The following is a 16,317-nucleotide window of genomic DNA, read 5'->3' as shown; positions in this document are numbered from 1 at the left end:
GGGGCTGAGTGTCCTCTCAGCCTAGGGGACGGTAACGTGGTGGATTGTGCATGTCCTATCCGTCAGCTCGCTCAAGGGTGGGGTCGGCAAGACGACCGTGACTCTCGGACTCGCCTCCGCGGCTTTCGCGCGTGGTGTCCGAACACTCGTCGTCGACCTCGACCCGCAGTCCGACGTGTCGACAGGCATGGACATCCAGGTGGCCGGCCGCCTGAACGTGGCCGATGTCCTCGCCAATCCGAAGGAGAAGACGGTCCGCCAGGCCATCACCTCCAGCGGCTGGGCGAAGGTGCATCCCGGCACCATCGACGTCATGATCGGCAGCCCATCCGCCATCAATTTCGACGGGCCGCACCCGAGCGTGCGCGACGTCTGGAAGATGGAAGAGGCGCTCGCGACCATCGAGGCCGACTACGACCTCGTGCTGATCGATTGCGCGCCGTCGCTCAACGCCCTCACGCGCACCGCGTGGGCGGCGAGCGACCGCGTCATCGTGATCACCGAACCCGGTCTCTTCTCCGTCGCCGCGGCAGACCGCGCCCTGCGCGCGATCGAAGAGATCCGTCGCGGCCTGTCCCCCCGCCTGCAGCCCCTCGGCATCGTCGTGAACCGCGTGCGTCCGCAGTCGATCGAGCACCAGTTCCGCATCAAAGAGCTGCGCGACATGTTCGGCCCTCTCGTGCTCACCCCTCAGCTGCCCGAGCGCACGTCGCTGCAGCAGGCGCAGGGCGCCGCCAAGCCGCTGCATATCTGGCCGGGCGACTCGGCACAGGAGCTCGCGGCCGACTTCGACTCGCTGCTGGACCGTGTCATGCGGACGGGTCGCATCCCGGTCGCGGGCGAAACGCGCTCCTGATCCCTCTCGAGCGGATCCTTCGGCATCCGTTGTGATCCGGTCACCGGACTTCACTCACCAGTCTGCTCAGCCGACGATCATTTTGATTGATATGTGCGCGGCAAGCTGACCATGACTTGCCATTCACAGCGATATCGCTGAACATATCGACCATGGCACCGATGACGCTGCATCCCGACAGCCTTGCCGTCCACGCCGGCCGCGACGATCTCGCGAGCCTCGGCGTGCACGCTCTCCCCCTCGACCTCTCATCGACGAACCCGCTGCCGGGCATCGATGTCGGCGGAATGTCCTACGAGGTGCTCGCCTCCGGCGGCCACCCCTTCGACGGCGGCTCGCATGTGTACGCCCGCCTCTGGAATCCCACCGTCGCACGCTTCGAGGAGGCGCTGGCACGGCTCGAGCATGGCGAAGAAGGTGTCGCGTTCTCCTCGGGCATGGCCGCGATGACGGCGGTGCTCCTCGCCGTCGCGCACGAGAGCGGCAAGCATCACGTCGTCGCGGTACGGCCGCTGTACGGCGGCACCGATCACCTTCTCGCCTCCGGTCTGCTGGGCATCGAGACGACCTACTGCGCCGCGGATGCCGTTGCCGACGCGATCCGCGATGACACCGCCCTGGTCATCCTGGAGTCGCCTGCTAATCCGACCCTCGAGCTCGTCGACATCCGCGCGATCGTCGCCGTTGCCGCAGGCGTGCCCGTGCTCGTCGACAACACGTTCGCCACACCCGTGCTGCAGCATCCGCTCGATCTGGGCGCGGCGATGTCGCTGCACAGCGCCACGAAGTATCTCGGCGGCCACGGCGACGTGGTGGGCGGCGTCGTCGCGTGCGACGCCCGGACCGCGGCCGCACTCCGCCGTACGCGGGCGATCACCGGCGCCGTCCTGCATCCGCTCGCCGCCTACCTCCTGCACCGCGGCCTGTCGACGCTGCCCGTGCGCGTGCGTGCTCAGCAGGAGAGCGCCCGAGTCGTCGCGCAGTGGCTCCGCACGCGACCGGAGGTGACGCGGGTGCACTACCCGGGATTCGCGGAATGCGATCCGCTCGGGCTCGTCGGAACTCAGCAGGCCGGGCCTGGCGCGATGATCGCGATCGAGCTCGGCGGCGGGTTCGAGGCCGCGAGCTCGATGACCGCGGCCGTGCAGCTCTTCACGCACGCGGTGTCGCTGGGCAGCGTCGACTCGCTGATCCAGCACCCGGCGGCGCTCACTCATCGTCCGGTGCAGTCCGAGGCCCGGCCGACCGATGCGCTGGTGCGCCTGTCCGTCGGGCTCGAGGATCCTGCGGACCTCGTCGCGGATCTGACTCACGCGCTCACGTCTATCGACGCCGACTCGCGCGTGCGCGTGGCGGCGACCGCGAACTGAATCAGGCGGTGCGTGCGGCGCGACGAGCTGACAGCTCATCCATCGCGTCGGGAGCCTGAGCGTCGAATTCGACGAGCTCGGACTCGACTTCGCGCAGCACCTTGCCAACGGCGATGCCGAACACGCCCTGGCCGCGGCTGACGAGATCGATCACCTCGTCGTTCGAGGTGCAGAGGTACACCGATGCGCCATCGCTCATGAGGGTCGTTCCGGCGAGATCGCGGATGCCCGCGGCGCGCAGCTGATCGACGGCGATGCGGATCTGCTGGAGCGAGATCCCGGTGTCGAGCAGGCGCTTCACGAGCTTGAGCACGAGGATGTCGCGGAAGCCGTAGAGACGCTGCGACCCCGAGCCGTTGGCACCGCGCACGGTCGGCTGTACGAGCTCGGTACGTGCCCAGTAGTCGAGCTGGCGGTAGGTGATTCCCGCCGCGCGCGCGGCCACGGCACCCTTGTACCCGACCGCATCGTCCATGGCAGGCAGTCCGTCCGTGAAGAGGAGTTCAGCGACGAACGGCTCGCCTGCAGCCGCATCTCGAGCAGTCATGCTCGCCCCCCTCCGGAATCGGATACTTCCACGCTAGATGAGCCTTCCCCGTGCAGCAATGACATCCGCGGTCGGCGGGTCGGCGTGTCGCGCCGCAAGACCGGATCGACGGCCTTCGACGGATGAATCGTCAGGACAGCAGGCGATCCAGCGCCGTGCGGACGAAGATCGAACGGACCTCGTCGAGGCGCTTTGCGAGCTCGGGCGCGACCTCGCCCGCACGACCGCGTGACGCGGCATCCGTTCGGCGCAGGAGCGGCGCCAGCGCCGACTCGACCAGCGCCACGTCACGCTCGGCGTTCTGACGGAGCGCACGCACATGGCGCGGCTCGATCCCGTGGCGGTCGAGTGCGACGAGGGCGCGCAGCAGCGCCACCGACTGATCGGTGTAGGCCTCGGCGCCCGTGAGGATGCCCGTGCTGATGGCATCGTTCAGCAGCTGCGGAGCGGCGCCCGAGGCGGCCAGAAGCTCGTCGCGACGATAGCGACGCGGTGCCGGCAGGATCGATGGAGGCGGAACCGCTGTCGGTGTGGCCGGGTCGCGCCCGGCGTCGACGTCTTCGAGGTAATCGCGGATCACCGAGAGCGGCAGGTAGTGGTCGCGCTGGAGGGTCAGCGCCAGTCGCAGCCGCTCGAGGTCGGCGGGCGAGAACTTGCGGTAGCCCGACTCTGTGCGCAGCGGTGTCACGATGCCCTGCACTTCGAGGAAGCGGAGCTTGCTCGAAGTGAGGGAAGGAAATTCGGGAGAGAGCCGGGCGAGCACCTGGCCGATGCTCAGGAGACCCGCGGACGATGACCGTTCGCGGGTGGAGACCGCAGGCATCAGGCCTCCGCGGCCTGCGGCAGGTCGGCCGGCGAGACGAAGAAGTTGAGACGGAACTTTCCGACGCGCACCTCGGCGCCGTTGGACAGCGCCGCGCGGTCGACACGCTCGCCGTTGACGTAGGTGCCGTTGAGCGAACGCTGATCGACGAGCTCGAAAGCGACACCCGTGCGAGTGATCTCGGCGTGGCGGCGCGACACCGTGACGTCGTCGAAGAAGATGTCGGCTTCGGGATGCCGCCCCACCGTGGTCACGTCGGTGTCGAGCAGATAGCGGGCTCCGGCCGTCGGCCCGGAGCGCACCAGCAGCAGCGCGGCTCCTGACGGCAGCGACTCGATCGCATCGAGCTCGGCCTCGCCCAGTTCGCTGCCGAACGGCACGAACGAGAGGTCGGAATCGTGTCCGAACGTCTGCGTCGTGTCGGCGGCGCGGTCGGACTCGTGTGCGTCGACACCGGCTGCTCGCCTGATGTCGCTCCGATTGTCGCCCTGGTCTGAGCGGCGGTCGTCCTCCACGTTGGCCTCCTCTGCGTGCCCAGCCTAGCCGATCGCCCGTCGCGCGAAAGTGCCGTTTCGGGTGGTGTCATCCGGTGCGGCATTGTTTCGCCGCGTGTCGTCGGAGATGCCCTGAGCGACCGGTCAGCCTAGCCTGGCGGAAGACCGAAAGCGAACCACAAGGAGCCCCCGTGTCCCATGCACAGCACCACAACGCCCCCGTCGAGGTACGGGAGAGTGTGGCGTGCATGTGCGACCACGGCGACACCTGCAGCTCGTTCGCACCCGGCCATGCACTCCACCTGATCCAGGCGCGCATGGCGTCGGCCACGCCCTCCGACTGGGCGGACGCCATCGTCGAGGCGGCCGACGCACGCTCCGGATTCGTGATCGTGCGCACGCTCGACGATGCCGAGCCGATCGCGCTGTGGAACGGCACGGGCGCTGCGTCGACCCTCACTCCCGGCACGCCGGTCTCGCTCCACGAGCGCTACCACGTGCTCGCCGTCGGGCGAGAGCGATTCAACGTGCTGCGGGGCTAGTCCTCGGCCGATCCGCACGCGGACGCCGAGAGAGCGAGGCGAAGGGCCTCAGCTCATCGACATCATCGTGTTCTTCATGCTCATGCAGGCGTCCATGCAGGCCTGGCAGGCCTGAGCGCACATCTTGCAGACCTCGCTGTGGTCGGCGTGCTCCATGCACTCGTCCATCGCGACCTGGCACATCGCGATGCATGCGTCGAGCATCGCCATCATCGCAGCGGGCGTCATGCCCTGCATGCGCATCATGGCGCGCATCATCGTGTTGCACATGTCGGCGCAGTTCATGCACGCCGGTGCGCACGACATCATCTGGGTGGAGCACACGGTGCACGCCTGCTCGCAGGCCGAGCAGGCATCCATACACGCCTGCATGATCGACATGTCCATCATCTCCATGCCGGGCATCGACATCATGTCCTTCGACATGGCGCCCATCATCATCGAGTCCATCTCACGCTCCTCCGTCGTCGTAACGGCGGATTCCGCCGCTGATCGGAACGCTACTCCGCGGCGCGCGCGGCGTCACGTGGTGCCTCGCAGGATGAGCAGGAATTCACATGCGCGTCACAATCCCCGCCGGGCACTCCCCCGCACACCGGTGATCGACGCGCGCGAGTCACCGCGTAGCCTGGAGCAGATGCCTGCTCACACCTCTGCCCGAGACATCCGCCCGCTCGTCGCCGCCATCGTGGCGGTCCTCTTCGTCGTGGCCGCGCTCGTCTTCGCCCCGCCCGCGAGTGCTCACGACGAGCTGATCGGCAGCGATCCGGCCGCCGACAGCTCGATCGACGCCCTTCCGGGAAAACTCACCCTCACCTTCAGCGCCGCGATCGCCACCGACGCCGGCGCGTCGGAGGTGCAGGTGACGGATGCCGAGGGCAGGGTACTCGCGGAGGTGGCGCCGGTCGCGCAGGACAACACGCTGACGCAGCCGCTGTCGGGCGAGGCGTCTGGAGTGGTCACCGTGCTGTGGAAGGTCGTCTCGAGCGACGGGCATCCGATCTCGGGCGAGTTCACGTTCACCGTGACGGCAGCGCCGACCCCGACCGAGACGGCCGAGCCGACCGTCGCGCCGTCCGAGACAGCCGAGCCGACGCAGGCGCCCACGCCGACCGCGCAGCCCACCACCCTGCCGGCCGACGAGGATTCATCGTTCGGCGATGTGTGGCCGTGGGTCGTCTTCGGCCTCATCGCCGTCGCCGCGGGTGGAGCGGTCGTCTATCTGCTCGTCTCGCGTGCACGCCGCGAGAAGGCGCTCGCGGCGGCGTCCTCGACGGCGCCCGAGTCCGACTCCGACACTCCCACTGACCGATAGGCTTGAGACCATGCCTCACTACGACGTCGTCATCCTCGGCGCGGGCCCCGGCGGGTACGTCGCGGCCGTCCGCAGCGCACAGCTCGGCCTCTCCGTCGCGATCATCGAAGAGAAGTACTGGGGCGGTGTGTGCCTCAACGTCGGCTGCATCCCCTCCAAGGCTCTCCTGAAGAACGCCGATCTGGCCCACACCTTCCACCACAAGGCGGAGCTCTTCGGCATCTCGGGCGACGTGTCGTTCGACTTCGGTACCGCGTGGGATCGCAGCCGCAAGGTCGCCGATACCCACGTCAAGGGCATCCACTACCTGATGAAGAAGAACAAGGTCACCGAATACGAGGGGCGCGGCTCGTTCACGGGCCCGAACGCCATCACGGTGGCCAAGGCAGACGGCTCGAGCGAGGCCCTGACCTTCGACAACGCGATCATCGCAACCGGCTCCAAGGTGCGTCTGCTTCCGGGCGTCGTACTCGGCGGCAACATCGTCACCTACGAGGAGCAGATCCTCGCCCGTGAGCTGCCGCAGTCGATCGTCATCGTCGGCGCCGGCGCCATCGGCATGGAGTTCGCCTTCGTCATGACGAACTACGGCGTCAAGGTGACGATCATCGAGTTCCTCGATCGTGCGCTACCGAACGAGGACGCCGACGTGTCGAAAGAGATCGCGCGTCAGTACAAGGGTTACGGCGTCGACATCCTGACCTCGACCAAGGTCGAGACCGTCACCGACCACGGCGACAAGGTCACCGTCACCTACACGGCCAAGGACGGCACCGCCGGATCGATCGACGCCGACAAGGTCATGATGTCGATCGGCTTCGCCGCGAACATCGAGGGCTTCGGGCTCGAGACGACCGGCGTCGCGGTCACCGACCGCGGAGCGATCGACATCGACGATTACATGCGCACCAATGTGCCGCACATCTACGCGATCGGCGACGTCACGGCGAAGCTGCAGCTGGCTCACGTGGCCGAGGCGCAGGCCGTGGTCGCCGCCGAGACCATCGGCAAGGCCGAGACGATGACGCTGGGCGACTACCGCATGATGCCGCGCGCGACGTTCTGCTCACCGCAGGTGGCCTCGTTCGGGCTCACCGAGCAGCAGGCGCGCGACGCGGGCTACGACGTCAAGGTCGCGAAGTTCCCGTTCTCGGCCAACGGCAAGGCGAACGGCCTCGGCGAGCCGATCGGCTTCGTCAAGCTCATCGCCGACGGCGAGCACCTCGAACTGCTCGGCGGCCATCTCATCGGCCCCGACGTGTCGGAGCTGCTGCCCGAGCTGACGCTCGCACAGAAGTGGGACCTCACCGCCCTCGAGGCGGCCCGCAACGTCCACACCCACCCGACTCTGTCGGAAGCGGTGCAGGAGGCCTTCCACGGCCTCGCAGGCCACATGATCAACCTGTGACGCGAACGAGTCGCATCGAGATCTCCTGATCACGCGAAGACGCCCCGGACCATCTGGTCCGGGGCGTACTCACACTCTCAGGGCCGCAGCACCAAGAGCGAGCTCGTCGCTGTGGCGAGGACGGTGCCCGCGGCATCCTCCAGCACGCCCTCGGCGAAGATCACCCGCGAGCCGCCCTTCACCACGCGCCCGCGCGCACGCAGCACGCCCGTCGTCGCGAGGATCGGCCGCAGGTACGACACATTGAGGTCGATCGACGTGTACCCGACCCCGGCGGGGAGGGTCGTGTGCGCGGCGCAGCCGACGACCGTGTCGAGGAGCGTGCAGGCGAGCCCGCCGTGCACCATACCGAGCGGGTTGTAGTGATACTCCCCCGGCTCGCACTCGAAGGCGACTTCGCCGGGCTCGGCCGACACCATCCAGAAGTTCATGAGCCGAGAGATCGGCGGAGGCGGCAGCTCCTCGGCGATGAGCGCCCGCAGGTAGCTCAGCCCGTCGAGGCCGCGCGAGGCTGCGAGCGGCGGGCCGGGGTCTTCCCAGCCGAACGTCCGGGTGCGAGGAATGTCGGTCGTCATGAGTCACAGACTATGACTGCGCCACCCGCTGCGGCCGTCAGACTCCCAGTGCGCGAGCGAGCTTCGAATCGGAGGCCGCGATTCGACCGCCCGCGGCGCGCACGGCGTCATCGGCCGTTGCGAAGAACGCCGTGCGATCTTCGGGCGCGAGCGGAGCGGCGGGCCCGAGCTCGAGCTCCCACTCCCGCCAGCGGCGCTCGACTCCCGCTCGCTCGTCGTTCGCGACGACCCGGTCGTCGACGAACTCGGCGACGAGCCCGCCGTCCTGGTCGCGCAGCGCATAGGCGGTGCGAGTGTTCTGGATACGCGCGATCGGGGTGAGGGCCGAGGATTCCGGATCGAGCGCACCCTCGGCAGATGCTCCGAGAGCATCCATCACCGAGGCGAGCGCCGCGCGCACGCCCTCAGGGATGTCGTCGGACTGCCCGAGCGGCCAGTGCAGCTCGATGCGGCCGTCGCCGACGCGGGGCCCTTTGATGTGCCACCCCTCGTCGGGTCCCCCGGTGCGGCGACGGACGGCGTAGCCGGCGTGCGAAAGCGTCAGGCCGGCCGTGTCGAAGTAGAGGGCGTCGAGGTCGCGACGCTCGGGTTCGCCCATCGACGCGACGCCGGGCAGGGCCGACCAGTCGGGCAGGGGCGTGTCGGCAGCGACGTCGAACTTCACCTCGATCTCGACCGAACGAGCGGCTCCGTCGGTCGAGTCGGGCTCAGTCGTCACGCCCATCCGGATTCGGATCGATGTCTTCCGTGGCTTCGACGTACACGAACCGCGTCTCGGTCGGCCCGTCGTGATCGCCCGTCCTGCTCTCGGCGCCCTCGCGGCGGTAGACGAGCTGCCCCTCACCGTAGGGAACGATGTACGAGTCGGAGACGTTGGGGTCGAGCGGAACAACCTGTCCGTCGAGCGGACCCCCATGCAGTCGTGCGATGGTCATGCGCCCAGCGTAGACCCGGCACCTGACGCTGGGTCCGATCACGCGCGGGTGACCTGCGCGTGATTCGCGGGTGGCGGAGTTCCCCCCCCTCTGACGTGAAAACGCTTCCAGGTTGTGCCCTTAGACTCGCACGCGTGAAGGCCATCCGAACGTTCACCGTCCGACCCGTCCTCGCGGATTCCCTCGCCCCGCTCGACCGTCTCGCCTCCAACTGGCGCTGGTCGTGGAGCCGGGCCACGCATTCGCTGTTCGCGTCGATGGATCCAGCCGTCTGGGCCGAGATCGGCGCCAACCCCGCTCGCATGCTCGGCGCGCTCGGGCAGCAGCGTCTGGACGAACTCGCCCGCGACGATGAGTTCGTCGCGCGGGTCCGCGAGGAGGACGAGCGGCTCACGGCCTACCTGAAAGGCGACCGCTGGTTCCAGCGGCTCGAAGGCGGCAAGCCTTCGCACATCGCCTACTTCTCCCCCGAGTTCGGCGTGGACGGCTCGCTTCCGCAGTACTCGGGCGGCCTCGGCATCCTGGCCGGCGATCACCTCAAGAGCGCGTCCGATCTGGGCGTCCCGCTGACCGGTGTCGGCCTGTTCTACCGCGCGGGGTACTTCCGGCAGTCGATCGGCGACGATGGTTGGCAGCGCGAGAGCTACCCGCTGCTCGATCCGTACGGTCTGGGGCTGACGCTGCTGCGCGAGAACGACGGCACCCCGGTCGAGATCACGCTCGACCTGCCCGGCGACCGTCGTCTGCACGCTCGCGTGTGGGTGGCCGACATCGGGCGCATCCCGCTGCTCCTGCTCGATTCCGAGACGCCGTCGAACTCGGACGACATGCGCAAGGTCACCGACCGGTTGTACGGCGGCGGCGGCGAGCACCGCCTCCTGCAGGAGCTCCTGCTCGGCGTCGGAGGTGTGCGCGCGGTCCGCGCCTTCTCGCGCATCACCGAGCGCCCCGCCCCGGACGTTTACCACACCAATGAGGGCCACGCCGGTTTCCAGGGCCTCGAGCGGATGTCGGAGCTCATCACGAGCGATGCACTCTCGTTCGATGAGGCGCTGACACAGGTGCGCGCGTCGACGGTGTTCACCACGCACACACCCGTGCCCGCGGGCATCGACCGATTCTCGCGCGAGCTCATCGCCGATTTCCTCTCCAGCGGCCTCTTCCAGAGCCTCGACGCCGGGCGCGCGATCGCGCTCGGGCTCGAGACGTGGGAGGGCGGCGACCAGGGCGTTTTCAACATGGCCGTCCTCGGCCTGCACCTCGGCCAGCACGCCAATGGCGTCTCGGTGCTGCACGGCGAGGTCAGCCGCAGCATGTTCGGGATGCTGTGGCCGGGAGTCGACAACGACGAGGTGCCGATCACCTCGATCACGAATGGCGTGCACGCCCCCACCTGGGTGCATCCGGCGCTCAAGGCTGTGAGCGAGCGAGCCTGGGGCGACGCTCACACCGACACTCACGACTGGACCGATCGCGAAGTCGTGTCGGATGCGGAGCTGTGGGGCGTGCGTCAGCAGATGAAGGGCGAGCTGGTGGCGGAGGCGCGCCGGCGGGTCGCGGCATCCCTGTCGCACGGCTCCGGGGTCACTCCTGCGTGGGTCGATGATCTGCTCGACCCCGAGGTGCTCACGATCGGCTTCGCCCGTCGCGTGCCGACCTACAAGCGCCTGACGCTGATGCTCCGCGAGCCCGAACGGCTCACGAAGCTGCTCACCGACCCCGAGCGTCCCGTGCAGATCCTGATCGGCGGCAAGTCGCACCCGGCCGACGACTCGGGCAAGATCCTCATCCAGGAGCTGGTGCGCTTCAGCCGCGATCCGAAGGTGCGCGGGCGGATCGTGTTCCTGCCCGACTACGACATCACGCTGGCGAAGGATCTCTATCCCGGTTGCGACGTGTGGCTCAACAATCCGCTGCGCCCGCTCGAGGCCTGCGGCACGAGCGGCATGAAGGCGGCCCTCAACGGCGCACTCAATCTGTCGATCCTCGACGGCTGGTGGGACGAGTGGTACGACGGCGAGAACGGCTGGGCGATCCCGACGGCCGACACCGCCGCGAACGACGAGGAGCGCGACGATGCCGAAGCATCGGCGCTGTACGACCTCATCGAGCACCAGCTCGTTCCGAAGTTCTACGACCGCGAGAGCGGAATCCCCCTGCGCTGGCTCGCGATGGTGCGCCATACGATGACCGAGCTCGGCAAGAAGGCGACGAGCGACCGCATGGTGCACGACTACGTCACCCGCCTGTATGTGCCTGCTGCCGCGCACGACGCGGCGCTCCGCGCCGACGGCTTCGCCGAGGCGAAGGCGCTGGCGGCGTTCGTCGGGCGCGTGAGGAATGCCTGGGATCGGGTCTCGATCGCCGGCGTCGACAGCAGCGGCATTCCCCAGCAGGCGCAGGCGGGCGACACGCTCGAGGTGCGCGCTGCAGTGCGGCTGGATGGCCTCGCGCCCGACGACGTCGCCGTGGAACTTGCCTACGGGCGCACCGATGAGAACGATGCGCTGGCGCGGGATCACTCCGTGTACCGGCTGTCACCCGCCGGGCCGGCGGTCGATGGCGTGACGACATTCACCGGCACGCTGCCCCTGACGGTCACGGGAACATTCGGCTACGCCGTACGTGTCGTGCCCAGCCACCCACAGCTCGTGTCGCCGGTGGAGCTGGGGCTCGTCACCTACGCATCCTGACGCCGGCCGCCGCGCTCGGACACCGGAGCGGAGATCGACTGCGGCGCCGTCGGTCGACGCGGAGCGAGGCGCGGAACGCCGGACCTCCGAATCGGCGTATGAGGCCTCCGAACATTAAAACGTTCCAACAATCACCTCCGCCCGTTGACCCGAATTCCGCTTCGAACTAGCGTCGAGACCGGAAAGCGCATTCCGCGCACCAGGAACCGGGAGAACGATTCGACGATGAATCTTCGGAGCACATCCGCACGCATTCTGACAGCCGGCGGCATCGCCGGCGCCCTGATCCTCGGAGCGGTGCAGCCTGCCACCGCCCAGGACCGACCGCACGGCGAGGCCGGAGTGCAGCTCGAAGCGCTCGACCGCGGCCTCGTCGCCGTCTCGACCGCCGAGGGCGTGTTCCTCAGCTGGCGATTGCTCGCGACAGAGGCGGGCGCGGCGACCGACACCGGTGTGAGCGGGCCGTCGTTCGTCGTGTTCCGCGACGGAAAGCGCATCGCGACCGTCGACGACAGCACGAACTACGCCGACCCGGACGGATCGGCCGCAGCCGTGTACACGGTGGCTCCGGCATGGCATGACGTCACCGGCGAGCAATCTGCCGGGGTCACCGCGTGGAGCGGCGGCTTCCACGATCTGCCCCTTCACAAGCCCGCCGACGGGATGACACCGGCGGGCGAGGCCTACACGTACTCCGCCAACGACGCCTCAGTCGCGGATGTCGACGGGGACGGCGCGTACGAGTTCGTCGTGAAATGGGACCCGTCCAACTCCAAGGATGTCTCGCAGAAGGGCTATACCGGCCCCGTCTACATCGACACGTACGAGCTCGACGGCACACTCCTCAATCGCATCGACCTCGGAGTCAACATCCGAGCCGGGGCGCATTACACGCAGTTCATGGTCTATGACTTCGATGGCGATGGCCGGTCGGAGACGATGCTCAAGACCGCGCCGGGCACGAAGTCGTTCCGCTACGACACCGACGGCAGCGTGGTCTCCGACGCCGGGATCACGATGCTCGCGGAAGACCTCGCCGCCGGCTACTCGCCGGACGACGACTACCGGATGAGCGCCGCGGAATACCGCGACCACCTGATCGCGGTCTTCGAGGGCTGGGCGGAGCATCCCGAGGTGGTCGCCGGCAACTGGCCGGCCACGCTCGAGGAGGCATTCGGCATCCCCGTTGCGCACGAGTATCCTCTGTCCACCGAATCCGCGGCCGAGCTCGTCGACTACTTCATCACCACGTACGCGCCCGCTCGCAGCGCTCGGAACGACCTCACGACATTCGAGGGATTCATCGTAGACGGGCCCGAGTACCTCACGGTGTTCGATTCGGCGACGGGCGAGGAACTGGAGACCGTCCGCTACGAGCCCGGTCGCGGCGATGACGGTCTGATGTGGGGCGATTATGCGATGGCCCGGATCGAGCCGGGCAACCGAGTGGACCGATTCCTCGCGGGCGTCGCGTACCTCGACGGCACGCATCCCTCCGCGATCTTCGCGCGGGGCTACTACACGCGCTCGACGGTCGCGGCGTACGACTGGGACGGCGAGCACCTCAGCCCCCGCTGGTTCGTCGACAGCGGCCACGTCCCCATGACCAACCCGTTCAACGACAGCCCCCACGGCCGTGATGGCACCGATCCGGTGTACGGCACCCTCACGACGCAGGGCTTCCATTCGTTGAGCGCCGCCGATGTGGATGGCGATGGCAAGCACGAGATCGTCTACGGCTCAGCGACCATCGACGACGACGGCGGGCTGCTCTACAGCTCGTTCGACACTCTCCCGGCCGGCAGCGCAGCGCCCGGCGAAAACGTGCGTCTCGGTCACGGCGATGCGATGCACGTCACCGACATCGACCCGACCCGTCCCGGTCTCGAGATCTGGACCGCGCACGAGGGCGGCACGTTCGCGCCGTACGGCTCGGCCCTCAGGGATGCCGCGACCGGCGGTGTGCTGTTCGGCGCGTATTCGGGCCGAGACACCGGCCGGAGCATGATCGGCGATGTGCGCGCCGACGTCCCGGGAATCGAGACCTGGGCGAGCATGCCCGGCGGCACCGAGGCATCCGGCCTGCTCAGCGCCACGGGAGCGATCCTCGACACCGCGATCCCCGGCACGAATCAGTCGATCCGCTGGGCCGCCGATCTGACGACGCAGATCGTGAACGGCAGCGGCGACGCGAACGTGACGATCGACGACTGGACACGTGGCACCGTGCTCACGGCCGAAGGCACGCGCAGCAACAACGGCACGAAGGGCAACGCCTCGCTGGTGGCCGACGTGCTCGGCGACTGGCGCGAGGAGCTGCTCGTGCGGACGACGGACTCGCACGCGCTGCGCATCTATACGAGCATCGAGGTCACCACGCACAAACTGCCGACGCTCATGCACGACGTGCAGTACCGTGCCGAGGTCGCGCGCCAGAACACCACGTACAACCAGCCGTCGTACACGAGCTACTACCTCGCAAGCGACATGGACTTCGCGAACGTACCCGTGCACACCGTGGCGGCGGCGCCGCGCGAGCCCCGGTTCGTCGATCCTCGGGGTTCGCTGCTGGACGTCGTGATCGTCGTGCCCGACCGCTCGTTCGACTACTACGTCGACGGCGAGAAGGTGCGGATCCCGATCGTGAAGGTCGCTCGTGGTGCCGAGGTGACGGTCACCGCTGTGCCCAAGCCCGGCGTCGCCGTCGCCGCGGGCGCGACATCGAGCTGGACGCATCGGTTCAGCGCCGGACGCTGATCGCAGGAGGGATGCGCCCCTGTGTCGGGGGCTCGCGCCGCTCGACGGCACGCGCCCCCGATACGTCGGTCCAGGATTCGGCTTGCGGGCTCCTGAAGGATCCCACGCTGAGGATCGGTCCGGAAGGAGGCGCGGACTCCGGCTTCCGGATTGGCGGAAGGACCGCCGTCGCCGCCCCCGTAGGCTGGAGAGGTGAAGCCGTTCGTGCTCCTCGCGACCCGTGCCGAGGACGTCCCCGCCGATGACGAGTACGAGCTCTTCCTCCGCTACAGCGGACTCGCCGAGGGCGAGCTGATCCGCGTTCGCCTCGAGGCCCGGTCGATGCCGCCGCTCGACCTCGATGAGCTCTCGGGCATCTTCGTCGGCGGTGGCCCCTTCAACGCGTCCGATCCCGACGACAAGAAGTCCGCGGTGCAGCATCGCGTCGAATCGGAGTTCGCCACTCTCCTGGACCAGGTCGTCGCCCGGGACTTCCCCTTCCTCGGCGCCTGCTACGGCATCGGCACCCTGGGCGCACATCAGGGCGCGGTGATCGACCGCACTTACCCCGAGCCGATCAGCGTCGTGCCAGTGACGATGACAGACGCCGGGGTATCCGATCCGCTGCTTGCGGGCATCCCGACGACGTTCGATGCCTTCGTCGGTCACAAAGAGGCGATCTCGCACCTGCCCGAGTCTGCGACGCTGCTGGCGTCGTCGCCGGCATGCCCGGTGCAGATGTTCAAAGTGCGAGACAACGTGTACGCGACGCAGTTCCACCCCGAGCTCGATGTCGACGGCATCACGACGCGCATTCACGCCTACGCCGACCACGGCTATTTCGCAGCCGACGAACTCGATCTCACGCTCAGCGCCGTGCGCCGAGCCGCCGTCTCGCACCCGAGCGTCATGCTCCGCACGTTCGTCGAGCGATACGCAAGGTAGACGCAAGAGTAAGAGGCATCACCGGCGTGCCGCAGGCGGGCCCCAGGCGCTCAGTTCCTCCCCGACGGGGCGTTCTTGGCGAGCATCGCCTCACGTTCGCGATCGGCCTCGGCACGAGCGAGCTCGAGTTCTGCGACGGCGACGCGCGCGGCATCTTCCGCCCGCTGCACCCGGCGCAGCGCGAATGTCGGAGCCCCGTGGCGTTCGCGGATCGGGTCGCGCTCCTCGGCGACGCCGACGATGATCCAGGTCGACGCGAGCAGGACCACCTGGGCCGAGAGGTTGAACCAGATGAGCAGCGCGATAAGGGCCGCGAACGACGCGAAGAGGGGGTTCGCGCCTGCCCCGCGCACGAACAGCCCCGACAGCTGCTGCAGCACCGTGAGGGCCACCGCGCCGAGGAGCGCGCCGGGCCAGAGCACACGCGCGCGGGCGCGCACTCCGCTGAGCACCACGAACCCGAGCGCGATGACGCCGGCATCGAGGGCGAACACCGCCGCGATCGCAAGGACCTGCGAGGCGATTCCCGCGACGACCTCGTCGCCGCCGACCCAGGTGCCGACGACGTCGATCAATGTCGAGCCGTAGAACGTCGCGGCGGCCGAGAGCACCAGTCCCCCGCCGATGGCGAGGGCGAGCAGCAGGTTGCGAAGGATCACCCAGATCCAGAAGACATCGTCGTGGAGCTCATCCGCGAGGGTGCGCAGCGCCGCGCGCAGCGATCCGATCGCACCGATCGCCGCGCCCACGAGGCCGACGAGCGAGAGGATGCCGGTGAGTGTGAGTCCGACGGGAGCCTCGATAGCGCTGACCTTGATGAGACCGTCCTCGCCGACGAGACCGGGAATGGCGGCGTCGACAGCGTCGATCAGCGCCTGCCACGCGGCCGGGTTGCCGTCGAGCCAGAGCGCCGCGAAGGTGAACCCCAGCAGCACGGCCGCGAACACCGAGAACAGCGCGCGATAAGTGATGCTGTCGGCCAGCATGAATCCGCGGCGCTCCGCATAGTGGAACCACACCCGTACGGGTTTGAGCGACAGCGCCCACGCGGTCACTCGGGCGATCAGTCCAGACATCT

16 protein-coding genes are annotated in these 16,317 nt (G+C 68.3%); 8 read left to right on the top strand and 8 right to left on the bottom strand.

Features of this window, described 5'->3' with window-relative positions; translation table 11 throughout:
* Positions 1 to 46: 46 nt before the first annotated feature.
* Together KEC57_RS06770 and KEC57_RS06765 are read left to right on the top strand one after the other, a co-directional pair.
* On the top strand, positions 47 to 856 hold the full coding sequence (locus KEC57_RS06770) for a ParA family protein (protein ID WP_229383815.1): 810 nt from the start codon (positions 47 to 49) through the stop codon (positions 854 to 856).
* 152 nt (positions 857 to 1,008) lie between these two features.
* Positions 1,009 to 2,226: a trans-sulfuration enzyme family protein gene (locus tag KEC57_RS06765; protein WP_229383814.1), complete on the top strand. Its 1,218-nt coding sequence runs from the start codon at positions 1,009 to 1,011 to the stop codon at positions 2,224 to 2,226.
* 1 nt (position 2,227) lies between these two features.
* On the opposite strand, the gene KEC57_RS06760 is transcribed toward KEC57_RS06765, so the two are convergent.
* The 3 genes from KEC57_RS06760 to KEC57_RS06750 all read right to left on the bottom strand — a co-directional run bounded on the left by KEC57_RS06760 (position 2,228) and on the right by KEC57_RS06750 (position 4,111).
* Positions 2,228 to 2,773, bottom strand: coding sequence for a MerR family transcriptional regulator (locus tag KEC57_RS06760; protein WP_229383813.1), 546 nt, complete (start codon positions 2,771 to 2,773; stop codon positions 2,228 to 2,230).
* A 130-nt stretch (positions 2,774 to 2,903) separates the two neighbouring features.
* The gene (gene ftsR, locus KEC57_RS06755; protein WP_229383812.1) at positions 2,904 to 3,596 is read right to left on the bottom strand and encodes a transcriptional regulator FtsR; all 693 of its coding nucleotides are present in this window, start codon (positions 3,594 to 3,596) and stop codon (positions 2,904 to 2,906) included.
* The gene (locus KEC57_RS06750) at positions 3,596 to 4,111 is read right to left on the bottom strand and encodes an FHA domain-containing protein (protein WP_229383811.1); all 516 of its coding nucleotides are present in this window, start codon (positions 4,109 to 4,111) and stop codon (positions 3,596 to 3,598) included. The genes ftsR and KEC57_RS06750 overlap by 1 nt, the downstream gene beginning before the upstream one ends.
* Positions 4,112 to 4,281: 170 nt before the next feature.
* On the opposite strand from KEC57_RS06750, the gene KEC57_RS06745 reads away from it, so the two are divergent.
* Positions 4,282 to 4,632, top strand: a complete 351-nt coding sequence (locus KEC57_RS06745; protein WP_229383810.1) for a hypothetical protein — start codon at positions 4,282 to 4,284, stop codon at positions 4,630 to 4,632.
* Between the two features lie 48 nt (positions 4,633 to 4,680).
* Here the strand turns inward: KEC57_RS06745 and KEC57_RS06740 are convergent, their stop codons facing one another.
* A complete protein-coding gene (locus KEC57_RS06740) occupies positions 4,681 to 5,082 on the bottom strand; it encodes a four-helix bundle copper-binding protein (protein WP_229383809.1) in 402 nt (133 codons plus the stop codon).
* A gap of 187 nt (positions 5,083 to 5,269) precedes the next feature.
* On the opposite strand from KEC57_RS06740, the gene KEC57_RS06735 reads away from it, so the two are divergent.
* Together KEC57_RS06735 and lpdA are read left to right on the top strand one after the other, a co-directional pair.
* The gene (locus tag KEC57_RS06735) at positions 5,270 to 5,947 is read left to right on the top strand and encodes a copper resistance CopC family protein (protein WP_229383808.1); all 678 of its coding nucleotides are present in this window, start codon (positions 5,270 to 5,272) and stop codon (positions 5,945 to 5,947) included.
* A 10-nt stretch (positions 5,948 to 5,957) separates the two neighbouring features.
* Positions 5,958 to 7,355: a dihydrolipoyl dehydrogenase gene (gene lpdA, locus KEC57_RS06730; protein ID WP_229383807.1), complete on the top strand. Its 1,398-nt coding sequence runs from the start codon at positions 5,958 to 5,960 to the stop codon at positions 7,353 to 7,355.
* 77 nt (positions 7,356 to 7,432) lie between these two features.
* On the opposite strand, the gene KEC57_RS06725 is transcribed toward lpdA, so the two are convergent.
* The 3 genes from KEC57_RS06725 to KEC57_RS06715 are packed head-to-tail and all read right to left on the bottom strand — an operon-like array spanning position 7,433 to position 8,865.
* Positions 7,433 to 7,930, bottom strand: a complete 498-nt coding sequence (locus tag KEC57_RS06725) for a PaaI family thioesterase (protein WP_229383806.1) — start codon at positions 7,928 to 7,930, stop codon at positions 7,433 to 7,435.
* Between the two features lie 37 nt (positions 7,931 to 7,967).
* A complete protein-coding gene (locus KEC57_RS06720) occupies positions 7,968 to 8,654 on the bottom strand; it encodes a CYTH domain-containing protein (RefSeq protein ID WP_372456974.1) in 687 nt (228 codons plus the stop codon).
* Positions 8,638 to 8,865 carry a response regulator gene (locus KEC57_RS06715; protein WP_229383804.1) on the bottom strand — a complete coding sequence of 76 codons (228 nt, stop codon included), beginning with the start codon at positions 8,863 to 8,865 and terminating at the stop codon, positions 8,638 to 8,640. The genes KEC57_RS06720 and KEC57_RS06715 overlap by 17 nt, the downstream gene beginning before the upstream one ends.
* A gap of 134 nt (positions 8,866 to 8,999) precedes the next feature.
* Between KEC57_RS06715 and glgP the strand changes: the two genes are divergently transcribed.
* The 3 genes from glgP to KEC57_RS06700 all read left to right on the top strand — a co-directional run bounded on the left by glgP (position 9,000) and on the right by KEC57_RS06700 (position 15,239).
* Positions 9,000 to 11,558: an alpha-glucan family phosphorylase gene (gene glgP, locus KEC57_RS06710; protein WP_229383803.1), complete on the top strand. Its 2,559-nt coding sequence runs from the start codon at positions 9,000 to 9,002 to the stop codon at positions 11,556 to 11,558.
* Between the two features lie 225 nt (positions 11,559 to 11,783).
* Positions 11,784 to 14,315, top strand: a complete 2,532-nt coding sequence (locus KEC57_RS06705) for a rhamnogalacturonan lyase (protein WP_229383802.1) — start codon at positions 11,784 to 11,786, stop codon at positions 14,313 to 14,315.
* 192 nt (positions 14,316 to 14,507) lie between these two features.
* On the top strand, positions 14,508 to 15,239 hold the full coding sequence (locus KEC57_RS06700; protein WP_229383801.1) for a glutamine amidotransferase: 732 nt from the start codon (positions 14,508 to 14,510) through the stop codon (positions 15,237 to 15,239).
* 50 nt (positions 15,240 to 15,289) lie between these two features.
* Here KEC57_RS06700 and KEC57_RS06695 read toward each other — a convergent pair whose 3' ends face one another.
* Positions 15,290 to 16,315: a YihY/virulence factor BrkB family protein gene (locus KEC57_RS06695; RefSeq protein ID WP_229383800.1), complete on the bottom strand. Its 1,026-nt coding sequence runs from the start codon at positions 16,313 to 16,315 to the stop codon at positions 15,290 to 15,292.
* Positions 16,316 to 16,317: the final 2 nt, after the last annotated feature.

Origin of the sequence: Microbacterium allomyrinae, assembly GCF_020682705.1 — a bacterium.
GTDB lineage: Bacteria > Actinomycetota > Actinomycetes > Actinomycetales > Microbacteriaceae > Microbacterium > Microbacterium allomyrinae.
The sequence above is the reverse complement of the archived record's forward strand: the minus strand, read 5'-3'. Positions and strand labels throughout refer to the sequence as shown.

Coding starts and splice junctions, on each gene's coding strand:
- KEC57_RS06735 (WP_229383808.1), top strand. CDS start 5,270: ATGCCTGCTCACACCTCTGCCCGAGACATCCGCCCGCTCGTCGCCGCC.
- lpdA (WP_229383807.1), top strand. CDS start 5,958: ATGCCTCACTACGACGTCGTCATCCTCGGCGCGGGCCCCGGCGGGTAC.
- KEC57_RS06760 (WP_229383813.1), bottom strand. CDS start 2,773: ATGACTGCTCGAGATGCGGCTGCAGGCGAGCCGTTCGTCGCTGAACTC.
- KEC57_RS06695 (WP_229383800.1), bottom strand. CDS start 16,315: ATGTCTGGACTGATCGCCCGAGTGACCGCGTGGGCGCTGTCGCTCAAA.
- KEC57_RS06725 (WP_229383806.1), bottom strand. CDS start 7,930: ATGACGACCGACATTCCTCGCACCCGGACGTTCGGCTGGGAAGACCCC.
- ftsR (WP_229383812.1), bottom strand. CDS start 3,596: ATGCCTGCGGTCTCCACCCGCGAACGGTCATCGTCCGCGGGTCTCCTG.
- KEC57_RS06715 (WP_229383804.1), bottom strand. CDS start 8,865: ATGACCATCGCACGACTGCATGGGGGTCCGCTCGACGGACAGGTTGTT.
- KEC57_RS06720 (WP_372456974.1), bottom strand. CDS start 8,654: ATGGGCGTGACGACTGAGCCCGACTCGACCGACGGAGCCGCTCGTTCG.
- KEC57_RS06765 (WP_229383814.1), top strand. CDS start 1,009: ATGGCACCGATGACGCTGCATCCCGACAGCCTTGCCGTCCACGCCGGC.
- KEC57_RS06740 (WP_229383809.1), bottom strand. CDS start 5,082: ATGGACTCGATGATGATGGGCGCCATGTCGAAGGACATGATGTCGATG.
- KEC57_RS06705 (WP_229383802.1), top strand. CDS start 11,784: ATGAATCTTCGGAGCACATCCGCACGCATTCTGACAGCCGGCGGCATC.